Source organism: Pseudomonas sp. CCOS 191, assembly GCF_001007005.1.
GTDB classification, from domain to species: domain Bacteria; phylum Pseudomonadota; class Gammaproteobacteria; order Pseudomonadales; family Pseudomonadaceae; genus Aquipseudomonas; species Aquipseudomonas soli.
The window spans coordinates 117,482-141,865 of sequence record NZ_LN847264.1 but is presented as its reverse complement, the minus strand read 5'-3'; the positions used below and the strand labels follow the sequence as shown (position 1 = coordinate 141,865).

Below are 24,384 nucleotides of genomic sequence, written 5' to 3'. Positions count from 1 at the left end.
CTCGGGCGTCGTGATTGATCACACGGAGTGCTTCCCCATGAAAGTCAGTGCACGCAATGTTTTCGAAGGTACCGTCAGCGCCGTCCAGCCTGGCGCGGTGAATGCCGAGGTCGAGCTGACCCTCGGCGGCGGCGAGAAACTGGTGGCGGTGGTCACCATGGCCAGCCTGCACAACCTCAACATCAACGTCGGCAAGCAGGCCGTGGCACTGGTCAAGGCACCGTGGGTGGTGCTGATGACCGATGCCGCTGGCTACAGGCTGTCGGCGCGCAACAGCCTCGAAGGCGAAGTGCTGCGGGTCGGCGACGGCGCGGTGAATGCCGAGGTGGTGCTGAAGCTGTCCGGCGGCACCGAGGTGTATGCCATCGTCACCCGTGAAGCGGTGCAGGAACTTGGCCTGAAGCCGGGTGTGAAGGCCACCGCGCTGATCAAGGCCTCGCACATCATCCTGGGTGCCAAGCCTTGATCGAATGCCCGCTTCTACCTTGTTCAGGTAGAAGCGGGATTGCCCCGCGATGCTAATCGCGCGGCACACTGGATTAATTCCCCTCCCAGCAGATGAAACTTGTTTAAGTTACGTCTTCCCGGTTGACTTCCCCGCTATGCTTTGCATAAAGTTCACCCGCCCCGAAAAGCGGGCCTTTATTTCAACTCACGAAGAATTCAATGGACACAGTATCTAGTCGCTGTCTGGCAGCCGTTGGCCGCCAGGCACTTGAACCGGAACTCCGGGCCCGCCCCTAGGTCGGGCAAGCCGCGCCAGAGCCTGATGCTCCGCCGTAGCTTGCCGCCCCGGGTGCCCGCCCGGTCGGAGGCAAGCTCATGAACCTTGATATCGCTACCCCTCGCCTGCGCGCCTTTGCGCACAAGGCCCCGTACCGTCCTGTCCGCGGCTGGGGCTTGTCTTCATCCCTGAAACCGCCCAGTCGATAGCGCGCCCGTTGCTGCCTGCAGTGACGCGCGCGATGCTGTCCGTTCGCTGAACTGACGCCATTTAAATCTTTAGAAACTTCCGAACTTTAAGTAATTCAAGTTCGTTGGATTTCTATTGCCCGCTACTTAACAAATTGAATTAACCAACCATGGAATCAGCCAGTAGAAAGTTCGCTGCCGATCTTATTTCCGGCATTCGCCAGCGAACACGTAAACGTCGGAAAAACCACGTTTTTCATTGTTTGAATCATTGCGACACGGGACACGTTCACTCACCTTCCCCACCGTGAGTCGACTGTGTGTCGTGCCGCCTCCTGCGGCAGGAGCACAGCCAAATGACCGTAAAAGACCGCAACACCCGCAGCAAAGCCGGCGAAGACACCCGCCTGTCCATGCGCGCCGCCCGCGAGGCACGCAACGGCCTGGCCGTGACCCTGGCCAACCTCGATGCCAGCGAACTGGGCCTGACCGAGCACGAAGCCGCCAAGCGCCTGCAGCGCGACGGCGCCAACCAAGTCGCCCATGACAAGCCGCAACCGGCCCTGGTGCAATTGCTCAAGGCCTTGCACAACCCCTTCATCTACGTGCTGCTCACCCTCGCCGGCATCAGCTTCGTCACCGACTACTGGCTGCCGGTACGCGCAGGCGACCTGGAAGAAGCGGACCTGACCAAGGTCATCATCATCATGACCATGGTCAGCCTCAGCAGCTTGCTGCGCTTCTGGCAGGAGTATCGCTCGGGCAAGGCCGCCGACGCCCTCAAGGCCATGGTCCGCACCACCGCCAGCGTGCTGCGCCGCGAGCGCCACGACCAGCCGGCGCGCCTGCGCGAAGTGCCGATGAACGAACTGGTGGCCGGCGACATCGTACAACTGGCGGCCGGCGACATGATCCCCGCCGATATCCGCCTGATCGAGTCCCGCGACCTGTTCATCAGCCAGGCGGTACTGACCGGCGAGGCGCTGCCGGTGGAGAAGTACGACACCCTCGGCCACGTCGCGCAGAAGTCCGCCGGAGGCAGCGCCAGCGATGAAAGCGGCCTGCTCGACCTGCCCAACATCGGCTTCATGGGCACCAACGTGGTCAGCGGCCGCGCTCGCGCCGTGGTGGTGGCCACCGGCAAGCGCACCTACTTCGGTTCGCTGGCCAAGGCCATCGTCGGCTCGCGCAGCCAGACCGCCTTCGACCGTGGCGTGAACAGCGTCAGCCGCCTGTTGATCCGCTTCATGCTGGTGATGGTACCGGTGGTGTTCATGCTCAACGGCGTGGTCAAGGGCGACTGGAGCGATGCCTTCCTGTTCGCCCTGGCCGTTGCCGTGGGCCTTACCCCGGAGATGCTGCCGATGATCGTCAGCGCCAACCTGGCCAAAGGTGCCGTGGCCATGGCCCGGCGCAAGGTGGTGGTCAAGCGCCTTAACGCCATCCAGAACTTCGGTTCGATGGATGTCCTGTGCACTGACAAGACCGGTACCCTGACCCAGGACCGCATCATCCTCGAACACCACGTCGACCCCAGCGGCCACAAGGACTCGCGCCTGCTGGAGCTGGCCTGGCTCAACAGCCACCACCAGAGCGGCGTGAAAAACCTGATGGACCAGGCCGTGCTGCGCTTTGCCGGCGAAGACCAGGGCTTCCAGCCGCCCTATGCCTACGCCAAGGTCGACGAACTGCCCTTCGACTTCATCCGTCGGCGCCTGTCGGTGATCGTCAAGGATGCCCTGGGCGATCACCTGTTGGTGAGCAAGGGCGCCGTCGAGGAAATGCTGGCCATCGCCACCCATGTGGAAGAAGGCGGCCAGCGTGTCACTCTGGATGCAGGGCGACGCCAGCAACTGCTGGCCACCGCCAGCACCTACAACCAGGAAGGTTTCCGCGTGCTGCTGGTTGGCACCCGTGATATTCCGGCCGTTGACGGCAAACCCCAGTACCACACCGATGACGAGCGCGAGCTGGTGATTCGTGGCTTCCTGACCTTCCTCGACCCGCCCAAGGAAACCGCAGGCCCGGCCATCGCCGCCCTGCGCGAGATGGGCGTGAAGGTGAAGGTGCTGACCGGCGACAACCCGGTGGTCACCTGCAAGGTCTGCCGCGAAGTGGGCCTGGAGCCCGGCCAGCCGCTGCTCGGCCAAGACATCGAGCGCCTGGACGACACCCAGCTCAAGGCCCTGGTCGAAGAACGCACGGTGTTCGCCAAGCTCACTCCGCTGCAAAAGTCGCGGGTGCTCAAGGCGCTGCAAGCCAATGGCCACACCGTGGGCTTCCTCGGTGACGGCATCAACGACGCCCCGGCGTTGCGCGATGCCGACGTGGGCATCTCGGTGGACAGCGGCACCGACATCGCCAAGGAATCGGCCGACATCATCCTCCTGGAAAAGAGCCTGATGGTGCTGGAGGAAGGCGTGCTCAAGGGCCGCGAAACCTTCGGCAACATCATGAAGTACCTGTGCATGACCGCCAGCTCCAACTTCGGCAACGTGTTCTCGGTGCTGGTGGCCAGCGCGTTCATCCCGTTCATGCCGATGCTGGCGATCCACCTGCTGTTGCAGAACCTGATGTACGACTTCTCCCAGCTGTCGCTGCCGTGGGATCGCATGGACAAGGAATTCCTGCGCGAGCCACGCAAGTGGGATGCGCGCAACATCGGTCGCTTCATGCTGTGGATCGGCCCGACCTCGTCGATCTTCGACATCACCACCTTTGCCCTGATGTGGTACGTGTTCGCCGCCAACAGCGTGGAAATGCAGGCGCTGTTCCAGTCCGGCTGGTTCATCGAGGGGTTGCTGTCGCAGACCCTAGTGGTGCACATGCTGCGCACCCGCAAGGTGCCGTTCTTCCAGAGCACCGCGGCGCTGCCGGTGATCCTGGCCACCGGCCTGGTGATGTGCCTGGGCATCTACATCCCGTTCTCGCCACTGGGGGCGATGGTCGGGCTGGTGCCGCTGCCGTGGGAGTACTTCCCATGGCTGGCCGCTACCCTGCTCGGCTACTGCCTGGTGGCCCAGGGCATGAAGACCCTGTACATCCGCCGCTTCGGCCAGTGGTTCTGAGGGGGTGGACATGCGCGTACTGATCTGCGCGGGGCGCAACTACGCCGACAACCAACGCTGCCGCCAGGCGCTGGACGCCCTCCAGCGCCAGCAACCGATCCGGGTGCTGATCCACGGCGGCAGCCAGCACCTGGGCGGCGAAATCGAAGGCTGGGCCCGCGAACAGGGCGCCGACATCGTGCGCTATCCGCCCAACTGGCAGTTGCACGGCAAGCTGGCCGAGCGCCTGCGCAACGTCTTCATGCTGCGCGACAGCCGGCCCGACCTGGTGCTGGCGCTGCCGGGCGGCGACGATACCGAGGAGCTGCTGGCCCGGGCGCGGGGTTCGGGGATTCCGGTGATCTGCGGCAGGCAGCCACGGACGGCGGGCGCCCACAGTCCCGGGGGCTAGGCCGGACAAAATTCGACGCACTCTTTGCGGCCAACAGGCAGGGAACACCACTAAGCTCTGGCTGGCCGCAGGCTGCGGCTTTCAAGCGAACCCGGAGTACCAGCCCCTGCCAATACTCCCGTCGCAAACCGGCGGGAGGCCCCAGTGTTCAAGATCCAGACCACCGAGCAATTTCGCGCCGACTTTCGGTGGCAACTGAACAGAGGAACAGACCTTGCCGCCTTCAAGGATGTCGTGCGACGCCTGGAAAAGCAGCTCCCGCTGCCATCCAGGCACTGCGATGGCCAACTGGTGGGAGCGCCCGGTCGCTGGTGCTGCCTCCTCAGTCATGACTGGTGGCTGATCTACCGATGCGACATCGAGGCCGGAACCATCACCTTGGAACAGACCGGCCCGCACAGCTACCTGTTCGAATAGACCCTTGGTTCAGATACCCAATTCCTTGAACAACGCCTCAGCGTTGTCATGCACCTGCACGGTACGCTCACGGTCCTGGACTTCCATTACCTGGCGGGCTCGCTCATTCAACGTCAAGGCCTTCACTTCGAAAGGCAACGCCTTGGTCTGTACAACCTGGACCAGCATCATGCGGATGGCTTGGGAAACGGTGATGCCCATTTCCTCCAGGATTCTTGTCGCGTTGGTCTTCAATTCACTATCGATGCGTGTGCGAACGACTTCGGTATGGGCCATGGATCCACCTCAAACACTTTGTAGCTACGTTGTGACCACATTCTAGACCTCAATGTGGCCCCGTCCAGATACAGCCGTCAGAAAATCGGGCTCACCCGGAAAAACCTCGACGCACTCTTCTCGTCCACCTGCACAGGAGGACCACTAAGCTTTGCCGGGCCGCAGGAGGCGGCCAATCACCTGCAAACACGGAGCCCTAATGTCCCTCGCCCTCGTCCACAGCCGCGCCCAGGTGGGGGTGCAAGCACCCGCCGTCAGCGTCGAAACCCATCTGGCCAACGGCCTGCCCACGCTCACCCTGGTCGGTCTACCGGAGACCACGGTCAAGGAGAGCAAGGACCGGGTACGCAGCGCCATCGTCAACTCCGGGCTGGACTACCCGGCCCGGCGCATCACCCAGAGCCTCGCCCCGGCCGACCTGCCCAAGGACGGTGGCCGCTACGACCTGGCCATCGCCCTGGGCATCCTGGCCGCTAATGGCCAGGTACCGGTTGCCGCCCTCGACGGCATCGAATGCCTGGGCGAACTGGCGCTGTCGGGTACGTTGCGTCCGGTACAGGGCGTATTACCTGCGGCACTGGCGGCGCGAGACGCGGGTCGGGCGCTGGTGGTGCCCAGGGAAAACGCCGAAGAGGCGAGCCTGGCAAGCGGCCTGGTGGTGTACGCGGTGGGGCATCTGCGGGAACTGGTGGCCCACCTGAATGCGCAACCGGCATTGTCACCCTATACCGCGAATGGCCTATTGCTGGAGCAACGCCCCTACCCGGACCTCAGCGAAGTGCAGGGCCAGATCGCTGCCAAGCGGGCGCTGCTGGTCGCCGCAGCCGGCGCGCACAATCTGCTGTTCTCCGGCCCGCCGGGCACCGGCAAGACCCTGCTCGCCAGCCGCCTGCCCGGGCTGCTACCGCCGCTGGACGAGCGCGAGGCGCTTGAGGTGGCGGCGATCCGCTCGGTCAGCGGCCATGCCCCGCTCGATTGCTGGCCACAGCGGCCGTTCCGCCACCCCCACCACTCGGCCTCCGGTCCAGCGCTGGTGGGGGGTGGCAGCCGACCGCAACCCGGCGAGATCACCCTGGCGCACCATGGCGTGCTGTTCCTCGATGAGCTGCCCGAATTTGAACGGCGCGTGCTGGAGGTGCTGCGCGAGCCGCTGGAGTCCGGCGAGATCGTGGTGGCCCGGGCCAAGGACCGGGTGCGCTTCCCGGCGCGCTTTCAACTGGTGGCGGCCATGAACCCCTGCCCCTGCGGCTACCTGGGCGACCCCACCGGCCGTTGCCGGTGCAGCAGCGAGCAGATCCAGCGCTACCGCAACAAGTTGTCCGGCCCCCTGCTCGACCGCATCGACCTGCACCTGACGGTGGCCCGGGAAAGTACCGTGCTGACTCACCAGCCCAGCGGCGAGACCAGCGCCAGTGTTGGCCAGCGGGTGGCCGAGGCACGGGAGCTGCAGCAGCGCCGGCAGGGCTGCGCCAATGCCTTTCTCGACCTCAAGGGGCTGCGCCGGCATTGCCCGCTGGAGCCGGTCGACCAGGTCTGGCTGGAGCAGGCCTGCGAACGGCTGACGCTGTCGTTGCGGGCAGCGCACCGACTGCTGAAGGTGGCCCGCACCCTGGCGGACCTGGAGGGCGCGCAAGCCATCGCCAGGTCGCACCTGGCGGAGGCGCTGCAGTATCGGCCCAGCGCCTGATCTTTTACGGCGGCTTTCCGCGCAATCACCCGCTGCATCAAGGCTGAGCCCCTTCGACAGCCCCACTCAATCAGCGTCATAGCGGAAATATATTTTGTGCGCTAAATATTTGCGCGCATTATTCATCTCAAGCAGCAAGCAGTCGCCAACCCCACTCAGCAGAACCCGGAGAACGATCATGATCCTTCGCAAAGCCTTCGCCGTCACTGTCACCACCCTGGCCCTCGGCACCAGCGTCACCAGCTTCGCCAGCGAAGCCACCCCGTACCGCTATGGCATGGACCTGGACATCGCCAAGGTCGTCAGCGTCGATGCCCCCGTCAGCACCCAAGGCCAGACCAGCACCGCCACCCTGACCTACCGCGACAGCAGCGGCCAGCTGCGCGCCGTGAGCTACGTGCAACCCACCGTCCTCGCCAACCAGAACTGAGCCGCGGCTCGCCCGCCAAAGGAGCTAGAACATGAAACTGTCCCACACCCTGACCGCCGGCCTGCTGGCCCTTGCCGTGAACAGCGCCTTCGCCGTCGGCAGCCCCGGCGTCGAGCACACCACCCAAGGCTTCCTCGACGCCCTGGCCGCCGGTGGCGGCAAGCCGCTGGAGACGCTCGCGCCCAAGGATGCCCGTGCGGTGCTGAGCGGTGCCCAGGCCGGGGTGAAGGTCGATGTGTCGGGAATCCGCGTCGAACGCCGGACCATACAGGCCGACGGCCAGCCGCTGGAGATCCGCGTGGTGCGGCCCGAAGGATCCAAGGGCGAGCTGCCAGTGTTCATGTTCTTCCACGGCGGCGGCTGGGTACTGGGCGACTACCCCACCCACGAACGCCTGATCCGTGACCTGGTGGTGGGCTCCGGCGCTGCGGCGGTCTACGTCGACTACACGCCGTCACCGGAAGCGAAGTTCCCCACCGCGATCAACCAGGCCTACGCCGCCACCCGCTGGGTCGCCGAGCACGGCAAGGAGATCGGTGTTGACGGTAGCCGCCTGGCGGTAGCCGGCAACAGCGTCGGCGGCAACATGGCCGCGGTGGTGGCACTGAAGGCCAAGGAGGCCGGCACACCGAAGCTGCGCTTCCAGGCCCTGCTGTGGCCGGTGACCGACGCCAACTTCAACAATGCGTCCTACAACCAGTTCGCCGAAGGCCACTTCCTGACCCGCAACATGATGCAGTGGTTCTGGAACAGCTACACCACCGAGCCGCGCCAGCGCGACGACATCCACGCCTCGCCGCTGCGCGCCAGCCTCGAGCAGTTGCAAGGCCTGCCGCCAGCCCTGGTACAGACCGCCGAGATGGACGTGCTGCGTGACGAAGGCGAGGCTTACGCCCGCAAGCTTGACGCCGCCGGGGTACCGGTGACCGCCGTGCGCTACAACGGCATGATCCATGACTACGGGCTGCTGAATGTGCTGAGCACCGTGCCAAATGTGCGCAGTGCCATGGACCAGGCGGCACAGGCGCTGAAAGCTCATCTGCAGTAAGCCAGTTGATCGCGGGGCAAGTCGGGCCGACTTGCCCCGCGATTGCTCCAGCAAAGGTCCTACTTTCAGAACGCTGCTTCCTGTAACCCCAGGATTGTCCTGTTTCGCTCCCCACCCGAAAATGCCCGCCTCTTTCATCGATGGCATAAGCTGTTGCATCAAACGCTGCCGCACGCAGTTCAAGGAGTCCGAGCAATGCCACACGAAGGCAGCCTTCTACAAACCGCCGTCATCTTCCTCCTCGCCGCCGTGGTCGCCGTGCCACTGGCCAAGCGCCTGCAACTGGGCGCCGTGCTCGGCTACCTGCTGGCCGGCGTGGCCATCGGCCCGCAGGCCCTGGGGCTGATCCGCGATACCGAGAGCGTTGCGCACATCTCCGAACTGGGCGTCGTCCTGCTGCTGTTCATCATCGGCCTGGAGCTTTCCCCACGACGCTTGTGGCTGATGCGCAAATCGGTGTTCGGCGTCGGCACCGCCCAGGTGGTCCTGACCGGCGCGGTACTGGGCGCCATCGCCCTGTTCGGTTTCAGCCAGACGCTGCCCGCGGCCATCGTGCTCGGCCTTGGTCTGGCCCTGTCGTCCACCGCGCTGGGCCTGCAGAGCCTGGCCGAAAGCAAGCAGCTCAATGCGCCCCACGGTCGGCTGGCCTTCGCCATCCTGCTGTTTCAGGACATCGCCGCCATCCCGTTGATCGCCCTGGTACCGCTGCTGGCCGCCAGCGGCCCGGATACCAGCCATGGCGACAGCCTCGAACATGGCCTGAAGGTGTTCGCCAGCATCGCCATCGTCATCGTCGGCGGCCGCTACCTGCTGCGCCCGTTGTTCCGTATCGTCGCCCGTACCGGTTTGCCGGAAGTGTCCACCGCCACCGCGCTGCTGGTGGTGATCGGCACCGCCTGGTTGATGGAGGAGGCCGGCGTGTCCATGGCCCTGGGCGCCTTCCTCGCCGGCCTGCTGCTGGCTGACTCCGAATACCGCCATGAGCTGGAATCGCAGATCGAACCGTTCAAGGGCCTGCTGCTGGGCCTGTTCTTCATCAGCGTCGGCATGGGCGCCAACCTGCGCCTGCTGCTGGAAATGCCGCTGGTGCTGCTGGGCCTGACCCTGCTGTTGATCGGCGTGAAGCTTGCGTTGCTGATCGGCGTCGGCCGCCTGGCCGGTGCCCTGAACAGCGCCAGCGCCCTGCGCCTGGGAATGGTGCTGGCTGCCGGCGGCGAGTTCGCCTTCGTGGTGTTCAAGCTGGGCAAGGACCAGGGCCTGTTCGACACCCAGACCTACGACCTGCTGCTGATGACCATCACCCTGTCGATGGCGCTAACGCCGCTGCTGATGCTCGGCTGCTCCCGCGCCCTCAAGCGCCCGCAGCCCGCCCGCGAGGTACCCGAGCAGTACAAGGCCATCGACGCTGGCACCCCGCGCGTGGTGATCGCCGGCATGGGCCGCATGGGCCAGATCGTCGCGCGCATCCTGCGGGCGCAGAAGATCCCGTTCATAGCCCTGGAAACCTCGGTGGACGCCATCGAGATGACCCGCATGTTCGAACAGGTGCCGGTGTTCTATGGCGACCCACTGCGCCCCGAAGTGCTGCACGCGGCCAAGGTCGGCGAGGCCGAGTATTTCATCATCACCATCGACGACCCCGAGGTGGCCATTCACACCGCGGAGCGGGCCAAGCGCCTGTACCCGCACCTGAAGGTGATCGCCCGGGCACGTAACCGTCAGCATGTGCACAAGCTGATGGACGTGGGTGCCGACCCGATCCGCGAGACGTTCTATTCCAGCCTGGAGATGAGCCGCCGCGCGCTGGTCGGGCTGGGGCTCACCGAAGCCCAGGCGACAGACCGCATCGCCCGCTTCACCGAGCATGACGAACAGGTGCTGGAGGCCCAAGGGCAGGTACGCGACGACCGGGCCAAGGTGATGCAGACGGCCAAGGAAGCGCGGGTGGAGCTGGAGCGGTTGTTTGCGTCGGATGAGGATTGAGGCTCAGGCGAACGCCAGCCGCTCGATAGGTGGATGCTCGCGGTGCGCGGCCTGCCACAGGTCGTAGGCCGCCTGTTCGGCCAGGTACTGACGGGCACTGCCAAGCCCGGCCAGTTCGAGGCGATAGGCCAGGTCGGCTGAAATGGCTGCGTGACCGTTGAGCACTGTGGATAACTGACCACGTGAGTAGCCCAGGTGGCGGGCCAGGGAGGAGACGTTCATGCCAATGGCGGGCAGGACGTCTTCGCGCAGGGCTTCGCCGGGGTGGGGAGGGTTGTGCATAGGCATGGTTTCAGCCCCTTAGTGATAGTCCAGGTAATCGACCAGTTCGACATCAGTACCGATAAAACGGAACACCAAACGCCAGTTGCCCGAAACATTCACGGCCCAGAAGGTGTTCAACTGCCCACGCAAAAGATGAAGACGGTTGCCTGGACGGTCCAGGTCCGAAGGGCTTTGCGCGACATCCAGTGATGCAAGTAAACGCCGCAGACGTGCTACGTGATCAAATCGGACACCCGAGGTATCACCCCGCAGGTGAAGTGACTTCAGGCCTTTGTGCCTGAAACTCCGAATCATGGTTGAAGAAGTGTAAGGCTATACCTTACACCTATCAAGGCTGCTTGAGTCATGATGTGCTCCTGTGGAATGGGAAGGACACAGTTTGATCACTCAGGCCAACTCGATGAGAGCCCCCGCTCTCTGGATCTCTTGTCAGATCGTTCCTGAGCAGCTGCGAGTGGCTGGCAACCTCAAGTTAAAACAACCCCATCCACTTCCTACGAGCTATGCGGACCTTTCCCACTGGTCAGCCTACAGCCCAAGAAATACCCTACAAGGTCTGTCGATACCCTTCTGATTGTCCGGGGAAATCATGCCCTCTAGGCTGACCGGGTCGCTGTCGGTTCAGCGATCGGGCGTGGAAACCCGGTAGTCCTGAGAAGGTGCCGTAATGGCAGTTGTATGCGGGAGGCCTCTGGCCTACCGGGTGACCTTCTTTCCGGATTTCCACCCCGTGTACAACTGCCGCCCTCTGCGTGGAAACGGACGGTTGCAGTCAAACCTGAAGAAGGAATCTGCAATGAAAAAAATCGTCCCCGACCCACCCCTTCCCGATACCCGCCACCACGCCTTCGGCAAATGCGACGCCGGCCACCCACCGCTGTTCGCGGTCAACCCCAATATCAACGCCCACGACGCCCTGGTGCATGTCGCCGAGTACCTGCGCAGTGCCTACAACGTCGGCTACAAGGCGCTGGAGCATACGGATGAAACCGGCAGGAGCCTGCTGTGGGCCAGCCTGCATGGGATCGAGATGGCCGAGGGCCTGACCGAGGCGATGCTGGAGGGTATCGAGTCTTGCTAACGGGCAGCGCTTTCAAGGTGTTCAACGTTGTAGTTGCAGCGCCTATCAGATCGAGCGCCGCCCGCGCGGCGCATCGCGGATGAATCCGCTCCTACATTCGTTGCAACGTGGCCATGCCTGATAGGCCATGGTTGTAAGCCTTGTGCACTCGACGCGATTTTTCGGTGGGCATTGCTGCCTTCCCACTCATTTCAAGACATGCGCCAAGGCGGACAACCATGGCGTGACAGGTTCGGTACGTTGCAACCAATGTAGGAGCGGATTCATCCGCGATGCGCCGCGCGGGCGGCGCTCGATCTCATAGGCGCCACAAAGCTGTCGCCCTGCCCTCCAGCCCCACCACCCGGTACACTGCGAACCACCCCTGCCCCGTCGCGGAGACCGCTTTTGGAAGACCTCAACTCCCTCTACTACTTCACCCAGGTGGTCGAGCACGGTGGCTTTGCCCCGGCCGGGCGGGCGCTGGACATGCCCAAGTCCAAACTCAGCCGGCGCATTGCCGACCTCGAGGAGCGCCTCGGCGTGCGCCTGCTGCACCGCACCAGCCGGCATTGCTCGCTGACCGAGATCGGCCAGGCCTACTACAACCGCTGCCTGGCCATGCGCGTCGAGGCAGAGGGCGCCGCCGAGATCATCGAGCGCAACCGCAGCGAGCCGCGTGGGCTGGTGCGCATCAGCTGTCCGACCACCCTGCTCAACTCCTGGGTCGGGCCGATGCTCACCCGCTACATGCTCAAGTACCCGCAGGTAGAGCTGTTCATCGAGAGCACCAACCGCCGCGTCGACCTGCTGCACGAGGGCTTTGACGTAGCACTGCGGGTGCGCTTCCCGCCGCTGGAGAACACCGACATGGTGATGAAGGTGCTGAGCAACAGCACTCAGTGCCTGGTCGGGCATCCGTCGTTTCTCGAACAGCTTGCCGAAGGCTTCGACCCGCAGCAGCTCAGTGAGCTGCCCAGCGTCCATTGGGGCAGCGCCCAGCGTGAGTACCAGTGGGAGCTGTTCCAGAGCGAGGACATGAGCCGCAGCCTGGTGATCCCGCACACGCCGCGAATGGTCACCGATGATCTGTTTGCCTTGCGACACTTCGTGGTGGCGGGCGTGGGGATCGCGCACCTGCCCAGGGTGGCGGTGCGCGAGGACCTGGCGGCGGGACGTCTGGTGGAGATGCTGCCGAACTGGCATCCGCGATGCGGCATCGTGCATGCGATCTTCCCGTCGCGGCGCGGGCTGCTGCCGTCGGTGCGGTCGTTGATCGATCATCTGGCGGAGGAATTCGCCTTCAGCGACATGGCGTAACGGCCCATCGCGGGGCAAGTCGGGACGCCGAAGCGCCGCTCCCACGACCTGCGCAGGAGCGGGCCACCCTCAGAACGCGAAGCAGGAACAGCCCAATGCGCCCCAGAAGCCCTGGTAATCGCTCACCGGCACACTGGAGTGCCGCGCCTTCTCATGGCTGTGGGCATGCACCCCGCACGGCCCGACGCACTGGTGCAGCGCCGCCGCCATCGGCGCACCAGCGCGCCAGTGCCCCGGCACCTTGGCCACCGGCGACCACTCGGGCAACACCGGCACCTGCGCCGGGCCCAGCTTGTCGAACTCGGCGGCGCCGTACACCACCTTGCCGTCGACAACGGTCAGCACCGACTCGATGCCCTTGATCGCCTCTTCATCGACGCTGAAGAAGTCCAGCGACAGCGCCGCCAAGTCCGCCAGCTGACCGACCTTGATCTGCCCCTTCTTGCCCTGCTCGCTGGAAAACCAGGCGCTGCCGTGGGTGAACAGTTGCAGCGCGGTCTCGCGGCTCAAACCCTCCGGGTACAGCTCCAGGCCACCAACGGTCTTGCCGCTGACCATCCAGTACAGCGACGTCCACGGGTTGTAGCTGGACACCCGGGTCGCGTCGGTACCAGCCCCCACCGGCACGCCCATGTCGAGCATGCGCTTGATCGGCGGGGTGTGCTCGGCGGCCTTGGCGCCGTAGCGATCGACGAAGTATTCACCCTGGAAGGCCATACGGTCCTGGATGGCGATACCGCCGCCCAGCGCCCGCACCCGCTCGATGTTCTGCGGGGTGATGGTCTCGGCATGGTCGAAGAACCATGGCAGGCCATTGAACGGAATGTCGCGGTTGACCTTCTCGAACACGTCGAGCATGCGCGAGATCGACTCGTCGTAGGTGGCGTGCAGGCGGAACGGCCAGCGCTGCTCGACCAGGTGGCGTACCACCGGCTCCAGCTCCTGCTCCATGGTCTGCGGCAGGTCCGGACGCGGTTCGAGGAAGTCCTCGAAGTCAGCGGCGGAGAACACCAGCATCTCGCCGGCACCGTTGTGGCGGAAGAAGTCGTTGCCGTCGCCCGGTTTGACCTTCTGCGTCCAGTTCTTGAAGTCGGTGAGCTCTTCCTTGGGCTTCTGGGTGAACAGGTTGTAGGCAATGCGCACGGTCAGCTGGTCGTTGTCGGCCAGTTCCTGGATCACCTGGTAGTCGTCCGGGTAGTTCTGGTAGCCGCCGCCGGCATCGATGGCACTGGTCAGGCCGAGGCGGTTGAGCTCGCGCATGAACTGGCGGGTGGAGTTGACCTGGTACTCCAGCGGCAGCTTCGGTCCCTTGGCCAGGGTGGCGTAGAGGATCGTGGCATTGGGCCGGGCGATGAGCATGCCGGTGGGGTTGCCGAACTTGTCACGCTGGATCTCGCCACCCGGCGGATTCGGCGTGTCCTTGGTGTAGCCCACGGCCTTGAGCGCGGCGCGGTTGAGCAAGGCGCGATCGTACAAGTGCAGCAGGAATACCGGGGTGTCCGGCGCGGCCTGGTTGATCTCTTGCAAGGTGGGCATGCGCTTTTCGGCGAACTGGAATTCGTTCCAGCCGCCGACCACGCGCACCCACTGCGGGCTCGGCGTGCGCTCGGCCTGGTCCTTGAGCATGCGCAAGGCGTCGGCCAGCGAAGGTACGCCTTCCCAGCGCAATTCGAGGTTGTAGTTCAGGCCGCCACGGATCAGGTGCAGGTGCGAGTCATTGAGGCCCGGGATGACCGTGCGCTGTTTGAGGTCGATGATCTGAGTAGCGGCGCCCTTGTGGGCCATGGCTTCGGCATCGCTGCCCACGGCGAGGAACTTGCCGTCCTTGATGGCAACGGCACTGGCGGTGGGCTTCTCGCGGTCAACGGTGTGCAGCTTGCCATTGAACAAGATGAGGTCGGCGGACATGGGATCTCCTGAAAGGGCGGCATGGGCGGAATCGGTGAACGGCAATGCGCTCCACAAGGCGCCAGCGGCACCGAGCACGGTGCTGGTGGCGAGGAACTTGCGGCGGCTCTGGTCGGTAGGGTCCTGGCTCATGGCGCTCTCCGTCCGGGTGGTTTCGGCAGGCTGTTGAAGGCTAGCAATGGATCACGGTGGGCGCTCAGCGGCGTAGCCAGCCGGCACAGCGGCGGGTCACCCAGGGCATGATGTAGAACACCACGGGCAGGATGACGAACAGGTTGGTGATCAAGTTGCCGGTGATCTGGCCACCCAACAGCGGATAGCGGGCAAACAGCGGCGCCAGTAATTGCGGAATGACCAGGGTCATCGGGCAGATCACCAGGTAGGTCAGCAAGGCCTGCTTCCAGCGCGGCGGTTGCGCGGCGCCGACGCTGGGCGGGGTGAACCAGAACTCCGGGTCATCGTGCACCTGGGTCTGGTCGCCGTCTTCCAACAATGGCAGCACTTCACTGATCAACGCCTGGCGCTCGGCAGAGTTGACCCAGGCCTGCAGCAGGCCGGCGTCGGCGAAGCGCACCACGGTGGTGAAGTGGCGGCCGCCGTCGTCCGGGCGGATGACATTGACGTCCAGATGACCGGGCTGTTGGCGAGCGGTGGTCACGGCGCGCTTGAGCCAGGTTTCGTAGTGCGCCAGCGCCTGGGCACGGACCTTGTGCTGGATCACAAGCGTAACGACGCTGCGGTTGCCTTCGGTTGCGGTGTTCATCGCTGACATTTCCTGGAGGTGAGCTGGCCTGTAACCACTGTGCAACGGCAGACGAGCGCTGGATTGGATGAGTGTGCTGCCTTGCCTGGCACCTCGAGGGTGCCAGGCTGTCGACGGCTTACTTGCCAGCGGTCAGGGCGTTGTAGCTGGTGATCAGGTTGCGGTAATCAGGGATATGGTTGGAGAACAGCGCCGCCAGCCCTTCGACATCGTTGCGCCAGTCGCGGTGCAGCTCACAGGCCACGCCGAACCAGGTCATCAGCTGGGCACCGGCCTGGCTCATGCGGTCGTGGGCAGCGTCGCGGGTCATTTCGTTGAAGGTGCCGGAGGCGTCGGTGACCACGAACACATCGAACTCTTCTTCAAGGGCCGCCAGGGCCGGGAAGGCCACGCATACTTCAGTCACCACGCCGGCGATGATCAGTTGCTTCTTGCCGGTGGCCTTCACTGCCTTGACGAAGTCTTCGTTGTCCCAGGCGTTGATCTGGCCGGGGCGGGCGATATAAGGGGCATCCGGGAACAGTTCCTTGAGCTCCGGCACCAGCGGGCCGTTGGGGCCTTGCTCGAAGCTGGTGGTGAGGATGGTCGGCAGGTTGAAGTACTTGGCCAGGTCGGCCAGGGCCAGCACGTTGTTCTTGAAACGGTCCGGCTCGATGTCGCGGACCAGGGACAGCAGGCCGGCCTGGTGGTCGACCAGCAGTACGGCGGCGTCGTCTTTGTTCAGGCGGTTGTATTTGAAGTTGTTCATGGCCGGTGCTCCTTGGGTTTCGATCTTCAGTGGGTTGGGTGTTTCGCGTTGATGGGAGAAGATTAAAACCAGGACCTTTGCGGCGGTAGATAGTGAAATTTGGCTTTAGCGTTCTGTTTTATGAACGATTAAGCGGCATTGGCTGCACCGGCCTCATCGCCGGCAAGTCGCAGCGGCGAACCGCGGCTCCCACAGGGACGGCGTTGCCCCATTGCCCGCCACCCCAACCTGCTCTATTACTACCCACAGCCCTCCCCCGCACCGAGACCACCATGCTGGCGTTCATCCAGTCGTACCCGCTGTTGCTCGGCACCTTGCTGATCTTCCTCGACTTGTTGCTCTGGCAGCTGATCCCGCTGCAGCACAGGGTCTGGCGCATCGCCACGCGGCTGGTGATCTTCCTGTTGTTCAGCGCGGTGTTGCTGACGGCCGGCATGAGCCCGCTGCAACCGCCCCCCTGGGCCGACGACGTGTCACGCAACCTGATGGCCACGGTGCTGGCGATCGGCTGGTGGCTGTTTGGCGCGCGCACGGTGACCGTGGTGTTCGGCCAGTTGCTGGTGGCCCGCGGCAGCCACGGTGGGCGCCTGCTGCAGGATGTGCTGGGGGCGTTGATCTTCCTAGCCGCAGTGGTGGCCGCGGCGGCCTATGTGATGCAACTGCCGGTCAAGGGGCTGCTGGCCACCTCAGGGGTCATGGCCATCGTCATCGGCCTGGCGCTGCAGAGCACGTTGGCCGACGTGTTCTCGGGCATCGTGCTGAACACCACTCGGCCCTACCAGATAGGCGACGCGATCTCGATCGACGGCACCGAGGGCAAGGTGGTCGATATCGACTGGCGGGCCACCCGGCTGATCACTGGCAACAGCAGCCTGGCGGTAATCCCCAACTCGGTGGCGGCCAAGGCCAAGATCCTCAACTTCAGCCGCCCGGCCGAAGTGCACGGGGTGTCGATCAGCGTGGTGGTGCCGGCCAAGGTACGCCCACAACGGGTGTTCGATGCGCTGGAGAAGACCCTGCAAGGCACCAGCATCCTGCTGGACAAGCCGGCGCCCAAGGTCACGGTAAAGGCTTCGACACTGGAGTCAGTGGAGTACGAGGCCAGCGGCTTCATCGCCGAGATGTCGCGCAAGACCGAGGTGCGCAACCAGTTGTTCGACCTCGCCCACCGCCACCTGGAAGCCAGCGGCGTGACCTGGAACACCGAGCTGGGCGCCCCGGTGCGCAGCCGCCAGCGCGAGCTGCTGGACGAAGTGCGGGTGTTCCGCTCGCTGAGCAACGAAGAGCGCGACGCCCTGAGCCAGCGCATGACCACGGTGGAATACCTCGCTGACCAGGTGATCCTCGACATCGGCGAGCGCTCGGAGCATGTGCTGCTGATCAGTCGCGGCGTGGTGCTGGCGTCGGTTCGCGATGGCGAGCGGCTTATCGAGGGTGGCCGCATGGGGCCCGGCGAGGTGCTCGGGCTCGAGGGCCTGGTGGATGACGAGGCCTCGCCTGTCGAGTTTCGCGCCTTGAGTGGCTGCATGCTGTATCGCATCGACAAGGAACAGGTGCGTGGGTGTCTGGCCGAAAGCGGCGATGTGAAGTCGGCACTGACCAAACTGCAACGGTTCCGGCGGCAGAAGCGCGAGTCGCTGTTGTTGCAGAAGCCGGCGGTGGTGAAGAAGGGTGGCTTCCTCAGCTGGTTGCACAAATGACCGAGCTTCGTCGCCCGCACGGGCCCTATCGCCGGCAAGCCGGCTCCCACAGGGTACGTGCAAAAGCCTGTGGGAGCTGCGGTTCGCCGCCACGACTTGCCAGCGATGAGGCCGGCACAGGAACTACAGCACCACCCGCAGGCATTGCCCGGCGTGATACAGCGAGAACCCCGACTCGTAGAACGCCGTGCGCAACGATGGCGCGCTCACCGGCTTCATCGGCGAGAACGGAATCGGCAGGCTGTCCGGGTCGTCCTTGAGCAGAAACTCCGCAAAGGCCCGGCCGATCACCGTGCCGGTGGTGTTGCCCCGCCCGTTGTAGCCGGTGACCGCCACCAGCCCCGGCGCCGGTTCGAACAGGCGCATCAGGTGGTCTGGAGTGAAGTCGATGCAGCCGGTCCAGTGCATCTCCCATTCGACCTTGCCCAGCGCCGGGTAGTAGTGGCTCTGGATGCGGTCGGCCCAGCTGCGCACGAACCACGCGGGCTTGTTGTCGACCCGGCCGAGGCTGCCGAGCAGCAGCCGGCCCTGTTCGTCGCGGCGGATGCTGCTGAGCACGGTGCGGGTGTCCCACGAGCCCTGGCCATGGGGCAGGACCTGGTCGGCGGCGGCGCCGTGCAACGGCTTGGAAGCGACCTGGTAGTAGTAGCCGCGGAAGAAGTGCTTCTGCAGGTTGCTCCAATCGCCTTCGGTGTAGGCACCGGTGGAGATCACCACCTTGTCGGCACGCACCGCGCCGCGCGCCGTTTTCACCCGCCAGGCATCGCCATCGCGCTCCAGGCCTTCGACCGCAGATTGCTGGAACAGCTTGCCGCCCAGCCGGGTCACGGCAGCGGCCAGGCCCTGGGTGTAACCCATGGGGTTGATGGTGCCGGCGCGGCGGTCGAGCAGCGCGGCGGAAATCTTGTCGGTACCGCAGTATTCCTGGCATTGCGCGCCGGTCAGCAACTCGACGTCCGCGCCGCGCCGGGTCCATTGCTGGTGGCGGGCTTCGAGGTCGGCGATACCGGTGGCATTGTGTGCCATGTGCAGCGTGCCCTGGTGCCGGGCCTGGCAGTCGATACCCAGGCGCTCGATCATGGCGAACACTTCGCCCGGCGCATCGCCGAGCACCTTGTTCAGGCGTCCACCCTGCTTGTGCCCGAGGGTGGCCTCGACGTCGTCGGGGCGGATCCAGGTGCCGGCGTTGACCAGGCCGACGTTGCGCCCGGAGCCGCCATGGCCGATCTTCCAGGCCTCCAGCAGGATCACCGTCTTGCCCTGCTCCAGCAAATGGATGGCCGCCGACAGGCCGGTGATGCCGCCGCCGATCACGCAGACATCGGCCTTGTGCTCGCCGGCCAGGGCCTGGGCGGCAACGGTCGGCTGGGTGACGTGTTCCCACAAGCATTCTTGACGCAGTTCGGACATGACCGGCTCCAGCAGATTTTATTCTTGTTGCGGCCCATCGCCGGCAAGCCGGCGAAACGGGGGCAAAGCCCCCGCGACGATCATCAGTCGAACACGATCCCTTGCGCCAGCGGCAATTCGCGAGAGTAGTTCACGGTGTTGGTCTGACGACGCATGTAGCCTTTCCAGGCATCCGAACCAGACTCACGGCCACCGCCGGTTTCCTTCTCGCCACCGAACGCCCCACCGATCTCCGCGCCGCTGGTGCCGATGTTGACGTTGGCGATGCCGCAGTCGCTGCCCGCAGCGCTCTGGAAACGTTCGGCCTCGCGCAGGTCGGTGGTGAAGATGCACGACGACAAGCCTTGCGGCACTTCGTTGTTCAGGCGCAGGGCCTCTTCGAAGTCGTCGTAAGCCAGCACGTAGAGGATCGGCGCGAAGGTCTCGTGGCGCACCACCTCGCTCTGGGCCGGCATCTCGGCAATGGCCGGCGACACGTAATAGGCGTTCGGGTACTGCTCGGCCAGCTGGCGCTCGCCACCGAAAACCTGCCCGCCTTCGTCGCGGGCCTTGGCCAGCGCGCCCTGCATGGCATCGAACGACTGCTTGTCGATCAGCGGGCCGACCAGGTTGTCCTTGCGCGGGTCACCGATGCGCACCTTGCTGTAGGCGGCTTTGACACGGGCGACCACGTCGTCCTTGATCGAACGGTGCACGATCAGCCGGCGCAGGGTGGTGCAGCGTTGGCCGGCGGTGCCCACGGCAGAGAACAGGATGCCGCGCACGGCCAGGTCGAGGTCGGCGCTCGGGGCCAGGATCATGGCGTTGTTGCCACCCAGTTCGAGGATGCTGCGGCCGAAGCGCGCCGCCACACGGGGGCCCACTTCGCGGCCCATGCGAGTGCTGCCGGTGGCACTGACCAACGCCACGCGCGAATCGTCGACCAGTGCTTCGCCTGCGTCACGGCCACCGATCACCAGTTGCGCTACACCTGCAGGGGCATCGCCGAAGGCTTTCAGGGCTTTGTCGAACAGCGCCTGGCAGGCCAACGCAGTGAGCGGGGTCTTCTCGGACGGCTTCCACACCACGGCGTTACCCGCCACCAGCGCCAGCGCGGTGTTCCACGCCCACACCGCCACCGGGAAGTTGAAGGCGCTGATCACCCCGACCACGCCCAGCGGGTGCCAGGTTTCACGCATATGGTGGCCTGGACGTTCGGAGGCGATGGTCAGGCCGTACAGCTGGCGCGACAGGCCAACGGCGAAGTCGCAGATATCAATCATTTCCTGCACTTCGCCCAGGCCTTCCTGGGTGATCTTGCCAGCTTCGATGGACACCAGCTCGCCGAGGTCGGCCTTGTGCTCGCGCAGCACTTCGCCGAACAGGCGCACCAACTCGCCACGACGAGGGGCCGGCACGCTGCGCCAGGCTTCGAAGGCCTGTTGCGCCTGGTCGATGCGGGCAACCGTGTCGGCCTTGCCGAGCAACTTCACCGAGGCGATCTGGCTGCCGTCGATGGGGGTATGGACAGGGTAATCGCCCTGGGTGTGAGCCGCGGCGGCAACGCCAAGGCGCTCGAGCAATCCAGCAACCATCGTGCTTCTCCTTACATCGGGTGAAGGGGTTGAAAATGTCGTGGGTCAGTATTAATCCGATTACTCGGGTGCAACAAACGACCTTTATTCCGCATATCATTCCACCAGGTAATGATTTCAGCCGCCGAGACCGCTTATGTCCAAACGCCTGGTACCGTCCATGACCGCCCTGCAGTGCTTCGAGGCCGCAGCCCGTCACCTGAGCTTCACCCGCGCCGCCGAGGAACTGCACCTGACGCAGAGCGCGGTGAGCAAGCAAGTGGCGCAGCTCGAGGAGATGCTGCGCCATCACCTGTTCCTGCGTATCCGCCGCCGCCTGCAACTGACGCCGGCCGGCAGCCTGTACCTGGCCGAGGTGAACAAGATCCTTACCCAGGTGGACATGTCCAGCCGCTATGTCCTGAGCTACGGCTCGCAGACCGAAGTATTGAAGGTAGCCACTCAACCGAGTTTCGGCGTGCGCTGGCTGATCCCGCACCTCAAGGGCTTCGGCAAGCGCCACCCGAACCTGCACCTGGACATCCGCAACGAAATGGAGCCGTTCGCCCTGCTGCAGGGCTCGGCCGACGTGGTGTTCTTCTATGGCCAGGGCACCTGGCCCGGGGCGACCTGCATCGAGCTGTTCGGCGAAGAAGTGGTACCGGTGTGCGCCCCGGAGCTGTTGCAAGGGCGCACGCTGCCTGACGCCAGCGCGGTGGCGGAGCTGGTGCTGCTGCAGAGCACCTCGCGACCGCAGGCATGGCACGAATGGTTCCTGGAGCAAGGGCTGCATACAGACAACAGCTACCATGGGCCGCGCTTCGATACCTTCTACATGGCCTTGAGCGCGGCGCAGGCCGGATGCGGGGTGGCATTGGTGCCCAGTTACCTGGTGGCCAAAGAGCTGGCTGAGGGCAGCCTGGTGCTGGCCTGGGACCATGCGATGAAAAGCAATGGCGCGCATTACCTGGCGTATGCCGAGCATGCGGCGGAGGTGCCCAAGGTGCGGGCGTTGGTGGAGTGGGTTGCCGAGCAGATCCAGCGGCGCGACCACTGACGCCATCGTGAGAGCGGGCTTGCCCCGCTATGGGGCCGTCAAGGTCGATCAAAAAAGGAATGAAACCCGCACTTTTTTTCGCTTGTACGGCAGCTCCATTCCCAGCTTTCATGTAAGTGTCCTCTACTCACCCAGGAAGCTTGCGATGCCCGCCCACGATTTCGTCAGCCCCGACAGCATCCGTGCGCAGTTCTCTGCCGCCATGTCGCTCATGTACAAGCAGGAAGTCCCCCTGTACGGCACGTTGCTTGAACTGGTGAGCGAAACCAACCGGCAGGTCATGGCCGCGCAGCCCAAGGTGGCTGAGGCCCTGCGCTGGACCGGCGAGATCGAACGCCTCGACCAGGAGCGCCATGGCGCCATCCGCGTGGGCACCGCCGAGGAGCTCGCCACCATCGCCCGCCTGTTCGCGGTCATGGGCATGGCACCCGTCGGCTACTACGACCTGAGCTCGGCCGGGGTACCGGTACATTCCACCGCGTTCCGCGCCGTGCACGAGCAGTCGCTGCATGTCAGCCCGTTCCGCGTGTTCACTTCGCTGCTGCGCCTGGAACTTATCCACAACCCGCAACTGCGCAAACTGGCCCAGGGCATTCTCGACCAGCGGCAGATCTTCACCGCCCGTGTGCTGGAACTGATCGCCCAATGCGAACGCGAAGGTGGCCTGAACGCGAGCGATGCCGAGACCTTCGTCCAGGAAGCACTGCACACCTTCCGTTGGCACCAGGACGCCACCGTCACCGCCGAGCAGTACCAGCAACTGCACGACCAGCACCGCCTGATCGCTGACGTGGTGGCGTTCAAAGGCCCCCACATCAACCACCTGACCCCGCGCACCCTGGACATCGACGCCATCCAGCTCGGCATGCCGGCCAAGGGCATCCCACCCAAGGCCGTGGTCGAAGGGCCGCCCACCCGCCGCCAGCCGATCCTGCTGCGCCAGACCAGCTTCAAGGCCCTGCAGGAAAAGGTTGCTTTCAGCGATGCCCAGGGCAGCCACACGGCGCGCTTCGGCGAGATCGAACAACGCGGCGCGGCGCTGACACCCAAGGGGCGCCAGCTGTACGACCGCCTGCTGGACGCGACCCGCGCGGCCCTGGGCGGCGTGCCGGCCGAGGCCAATGCCGAACGCTACATGACCCTGCTCGCCGAGCATTTCGCCGAATTTCCGGACGATCTGGGTCAGATGCGCGAACAAGGGCTGGCCTACTTCCGCTATTTCGCCACCGACAAGGGGCTGGCGGCGCGCGGGCAGCCCGGCCGCCCCACTACCCTGCAAGGGCTGATCGACGCCGGGCATGTGCATTACGAGGCGCTGGTGTACGAGGACTTCCTGCCGGTGAGTGCGGCGGGGATCTTCCAGTCCAACCTGGGGGATGATGACCAGGCCGACTATGGCAGCAACGCCAACCGCGAGGCCTTCGAGCAGGCGCTGGGGCTGAAGGTGCAGGATGAGCTGGCGCTGTATGCGCAGAGCGAGCGTAGGTCGTTGCAAGCGTGTGCGCAGGCGTTGGGGCTGTCGGCCCTATAAACGTCATCGCGGGCAAGCCCGCTCCCACAGGGTCGGTGGGAGCAGGCTTGCCGCGTAAGTTTTAGCGGCCCACGCGGAACCGATCCACTTCCTGGCGCAACTGCCCCGCCAGTCCTTCCAGTTCGCGGGCCGTCGTGGCCAGCTCATTGGCCACATCTCGCTGCTCGCTGTTGGCCTGGGCGATGCTCTGCAGGTTGCGGCTGAGCACCGTCGCGGTGCTGCTCTGCTCCTGGGTCGCGGTGCTGATCACGGCAAACTGCTCGCCCGCCACCCGGCTCTGCTCATCGATGCGCGCCAGGGCTTCGGCCACCTTGTCGTTGCGCGCCAGGCCTTCCTGCATCAGCTGGTTACCCTGCTCCAGCGTGCTGATGGCATGGCCGGTCTGCTGCTGGATGCTGGCGATCATGCCCGAGATCTCGTCGGTGGCCTGGCGGGTGCGCGCGGCCAGGCCGCGGACCTCGTCGGCGACCACGGCGAAACCACGGCCCTGCTCGCCAGCCCGGGCCGCTTCGATGGCGGCATTGAGCGCCAGGAGGTTGGTCTGCTCGGCAATCGAGGTGATCACGCCGACTATGCCGCCGATCTCCTGCGAGCGGGCGCCCAAGGTGTCCATCACACTGGCGGTACCACCCAGTGCTTCGGCGATCTGCCGCAGCGAAACCGAGGCTTCGTCCATGGCGCTGCGACCGATACGGGTCTGCTGCGCGTTATCGCGGGCCATGCGCTCGGTCCCGGCCATGTTGTCGGCAATGTTCATCGAGGTGGCGCTGAACTCCTCCACCGCGCCGGCCATGCTGGTGATCTCGCCGGATTGCTGGTCCATGCCCTCGCAGGCGC

At 64.8% G+C, this 24,384-nt stretch carries 22 protein-coding genes; 13 read left to right on the top strand and 9 right to left on the bottom strand.

Annotated features, from left to right (window positions below; all coding sequences use genetic code 11):
* The first annotated feature begins 37 nt into the window (after window positions 1-37).
* The 4 genes from CCOS191_RS00680 (at window position 38) to CCOS191_RS00665 (ending at window position 4,788) form a co-directional block, all read left to right on the top strand.
* Entirely contained in the window at window positions 38-466 is a 429-nt protein-coding gene (locus CCOS191_RS00680; protein ID WP_031316465.1) for a TOBE domain-containing protein, read from the top strand.
* 802 nt (window positions 467-1,268) lie between these two features.
* Entirely contained in the window at window positions 1,269-3,980 is a 2,712-nt protein-coding gene (mgtA, locus tag CCOS191_RS00675; RefSeq protein WP_046853670.1) for a magnesium-translocating P-type ATPase, read from the top strand.
* A 10-nt stretch (window positions 3,981-3,990) separates the two neighbouring features.
* The gene (locus CCOS191_RS00670; protein WP_046853669.1) at window positions 3,991-4,371 is read left to right on the top strand and encodes a DUF2493 domain-containing protein; all 381 of its coding nucleotides are present in this window, start codon (window positions 3,991-3,993) and stop codon (window positions 4,369-4,371) included.
* A 144-nt stretch (window positions 4,372-4,515) separates the two neighbouring features.
* Window positions 4,516-4,788, top strand: a complete 273-nt coding sequence (locus CCOS191_RS00665) for a type II toxin-antitoxin system RelE/ParE family toxin (protein ID WP_046853668.1) — start codon at window positions 4,516-4,518, stop codon at window positions 4,786-4,788.
* Between the two features lie 9 nt (window positions 4,789-4,797).
* On the opposite strand, the gene CCOS191_RS00660 is transcribed toward CCOS191_RS00665, so the two are convergent.
* Window positions 4,798-5,064 carry a type II toxin-antitoxin system RelB/DinJ family antitoxin gene (locus CCOS191_RS00660; protein WP_046853667.1) on the bottom strand — a complete coding sequence of 89 codons (267 nt, stop codon included), beginning with the start codon at window positions 5,062-5,064 and terminating at the stop codon, window positions 4,798-4,800.
* A gap of 199 nt (window positions 5,065-5,263) precedes the next feature.
* Between CCOS191_RS00660 and CCOS191_RS00655 the strand changes: the two genes are divergently transcribed.
* The 4 genes from CCOS191_RS00655 to CCOS191_RS00640 all read left to right on the top strand — a co-directional run bounded on the left by CCOS191_RS00655 (window position 5,264) and on the right by CCOS191_RS00640 (window position 10,212).
* The gene (locus tag CCOS191_RS00655) at window positions 5,264-6,751 is read left to right on the top strand and encodes a YifB family Mg chelatase-like AAA ATPase (RefSeq protein ID WP_046853666.1); all 1,488 of its coding nucleotides are present in this window, start codon (window positions 5,264-5,266) and stop codon (window positions 6,749-6,751) included.
* Window positions 6,752-6,929: 178 nt separating this feature from the next.
* Window positions 6,930-7,181, top strand: a complete 252-nt coding sequence (locus CCOS191_RS00650; RefSeq protein ID WP_046853665.1) for a DUF2790 domain-containing protein — start codon at window positions 6,930-6,932, stop codon at window positions 7,179-7,181.
* A 31-nt stretch (window positions 7,182-7,212) separates the two neighbouring features.
* Window positions 7,213-8,229 carry an alpha/beta hydrolase gene (locus CCOS191_RS00645; RefSeq protein ID WP_046853664.1) on the top strand — a complete coding sequence of 339 codons (1,017 nt, stop codon included), beginning with the start codon at window positions 7,213-7,215 and terminating at the stop codon, window positions 8,227-8,229.
* Window positions 8,230-8,424: 195 nt separating this feature from the next.
* Window positions 8,425-10,212 (top strand): monovalent cation:proton antiporter-2 (CPA2) family protein, encoded by a 1,788-nt coding sequence (locus CCOS191_RS00640; protein ID WP_046853663.1) that lies wholly within the window; start codon window positions 8,425-8,427, stop codon window positions 10,210-10,212.
* A 3-nt stretch (window positions 10,213-10,215) separates the two neighbouring features.
* Here CCOS191_RS00640 and CCOS191_RS00635 read toward each other — a convergent pair whose 3' ends face one another.
* Both CCOS191_RS00635 and CCOS191_RS00630 read right to left on the bottom strand, forming a co-directional pair.
* Window positions 10,216-10,500, bottom strand: coding sequence for a HigA family addiction module antitoxin (locus tag CCOS191_RS00635; RefSeq protein ID WP_046853662.1), 285 nt, complete (start codon window positions 10,498-10,500; stop codon window positions 10,216-10,218).
* Between the two features lie 12 nt (window positions 10,501-10,512).
* Window positions 10,513-10,791, bottom strand: coding sequence for a type II toxin-antitoxin system RelE/ParE family toxin (locus CCOS191_RS00630; protein WP_046853661.1), 279 nt, complete (start codon window positions 10,789-10,791; stop codon window positions 10,513-10,515).
* A 502-nt stretch (window positions 10,792-11,293) separates the two neighbouring features.
* Here CCOS191_RS00630 and CCOS191_RS00625 point away from each other — a divergent pair.
* Window positions 11,294-11,578 (top strand): DUF6124 family protein, encoded by a 285-nt coding sequence (locus tag CCOS191_RS00625; protein ID WP_046853660.1) that lies wholly within the window; start codon window positions 11,294-11,296, stop codon window positions 11,576-11,578.
* Between the two features lie 387 nt (window positions 11,579-11,965).
* Complete coding sequence (locus CCOS191_RS00620) at window positions 11,966-12,877, top strand: LysR substrate-binding domain-containing protein (RefSeq protein ID WP_046853659.1); 912 nt, start codon at window positions 11,966-11,968, stop codon at window positions 12,875-12,877.
* A 69-nt stretch (window positions 12,878-12,946) separates the two neighbouring features.
* On the opposite strand, the gene CCOS191_RS00615 is transcribed toward CCOS191_RS00620, so the two are convergent.
* The 3 genes from CCOS191_RS00615 to ycaC form a co-directional block, all read right to left on the bottom strand.
* On the bottom strand, window positions 12,947-14,917 hold the full coding sequence (locus CCOS191_RS00615) for an amidohydrolase (protein WP_046853658.1): 1,971 nt from the start codon (window positions 14,915-14,917) through the stop codon (window positions 12,947-12,949).
* A gap of 64 nt (window positions 14,918-14,981) precedes the next feature.
* Entirely contained in the window at window positions 14,982-15,548 is a 567-nt protein-coding gene (locus CCOS191_RS00610; RefSeq protein WP_082120339.1) for an antibiotic biosynthesis monooxygenase, read from the bottom strand.
* 118 nt (window positions 15,549-15,666) lie between these two features.
* Complete coding sequence (ycaC, locus tag CCOS191_RS00605) at window positions 15,667-16,296, bottom strand: isochorismate family cysteine hydrolase YcaC (protein WP_046853656.1); 630 nt, start codon at window positions 16,294-16,296, stop codon at window positions 15,667-15,669.
* A gap of 272 nt (window positions 16,297-16,568) precedes the next feature.
* On the opposite strand from ycaC, the gene CCOS191_RS00600 reads away from it, so the two are divergent.
* Window positions 16,569-17,996 (top strand): mechanosensitive ion channel domain-containing protein, encoded by a 1,428-nt coding sequence (locus tag CCOS191_RS00600; RefSeq protein ID WP_046853655.1) that lies wholly within the window; start codon window positions 16,569-16,571, stop codon window positions 17,994-17,996.
* A gap of 123 nt (window positions 17,997-18,119) precedes the next feature.
* Here the strand turns inward: CCOS191_RS00600 and amaA are convergent, their stop codons facing one another.
* Window positions 18,120-19,406: an L-pipecolate oxidase gene (amaA, locus tag CCOS191_RS00595; RefSeq protein ID WP_046853654.1), complete on the bottom strand. Its 1,287-nt coding sequence runs from the start codon at window positions 19,404-19,406 to the stop codon at window positions 18,120-18,122.
* Window positions 19,407-19,489: 83 nt separating this feature from the next.
* Window positions 19,490-20,980: an L-piperidine-6-carboxylate dehydrogenase gene (gene amaB / locus CCOS191_RS00590; protein ID WP_046853653.1), complete on the bottom strand. Its 1,491-nt coding sequence runs from the start codon at window positions 20,978-20,980 to the stop codon at window positions 19,490-19,492.
* Window positions 20,981-21,116: 136 nt separating this feature from the next.
* Between amaB and CCOS191_RS00585 the strand changes: the two genes are divergently transcribed.
* Both CCOS191_RS00585 and hglS read left to right on the top strand, forming a co-directional pair.
* A complete protein-coding gene (locus CCOS191_RS00585; protein WP_046853652.1) occupies window positions 21,117-22,016 on the top strand; it encodes a LysR family transcriptional regulator in 900 nt (299 codons plus the stop codon).
* Window positions 22,017-22,161: 145 nt separating this feature from the next.
* Complete coding sequence (gene hglS / locus CCOS191_RS00580; RefSeq protein WP_046853651.1) at window positions 22,162-23,547, top strand: 2-oxoadipate dioxygenase/decarboxylase HglS; 1,386 nt, start codon at window positions 22,162-22,164, stop codon at window positions 23,545-23,547.
* Between the two features lie 61 nt (window positions 23,548-23,608).
* On the opposite strand, the gene CCOS191_RS28615 is transcribed toward hglS, so the two are convergent.
* Window positions 23,609-24,340 (bottom strand): methyl-accepting chemotaxis protein, encoded by a 732-nt coding sequence (locus CCOS191_RS28615; protein ID WP_371041516.1) that lies wholly within the window; start codon window positions 24,338-24,340, stop codon window positions 23,609-23,611.
* Window positions 24,341-24,384: the final 44 nt, after the last annotated feature.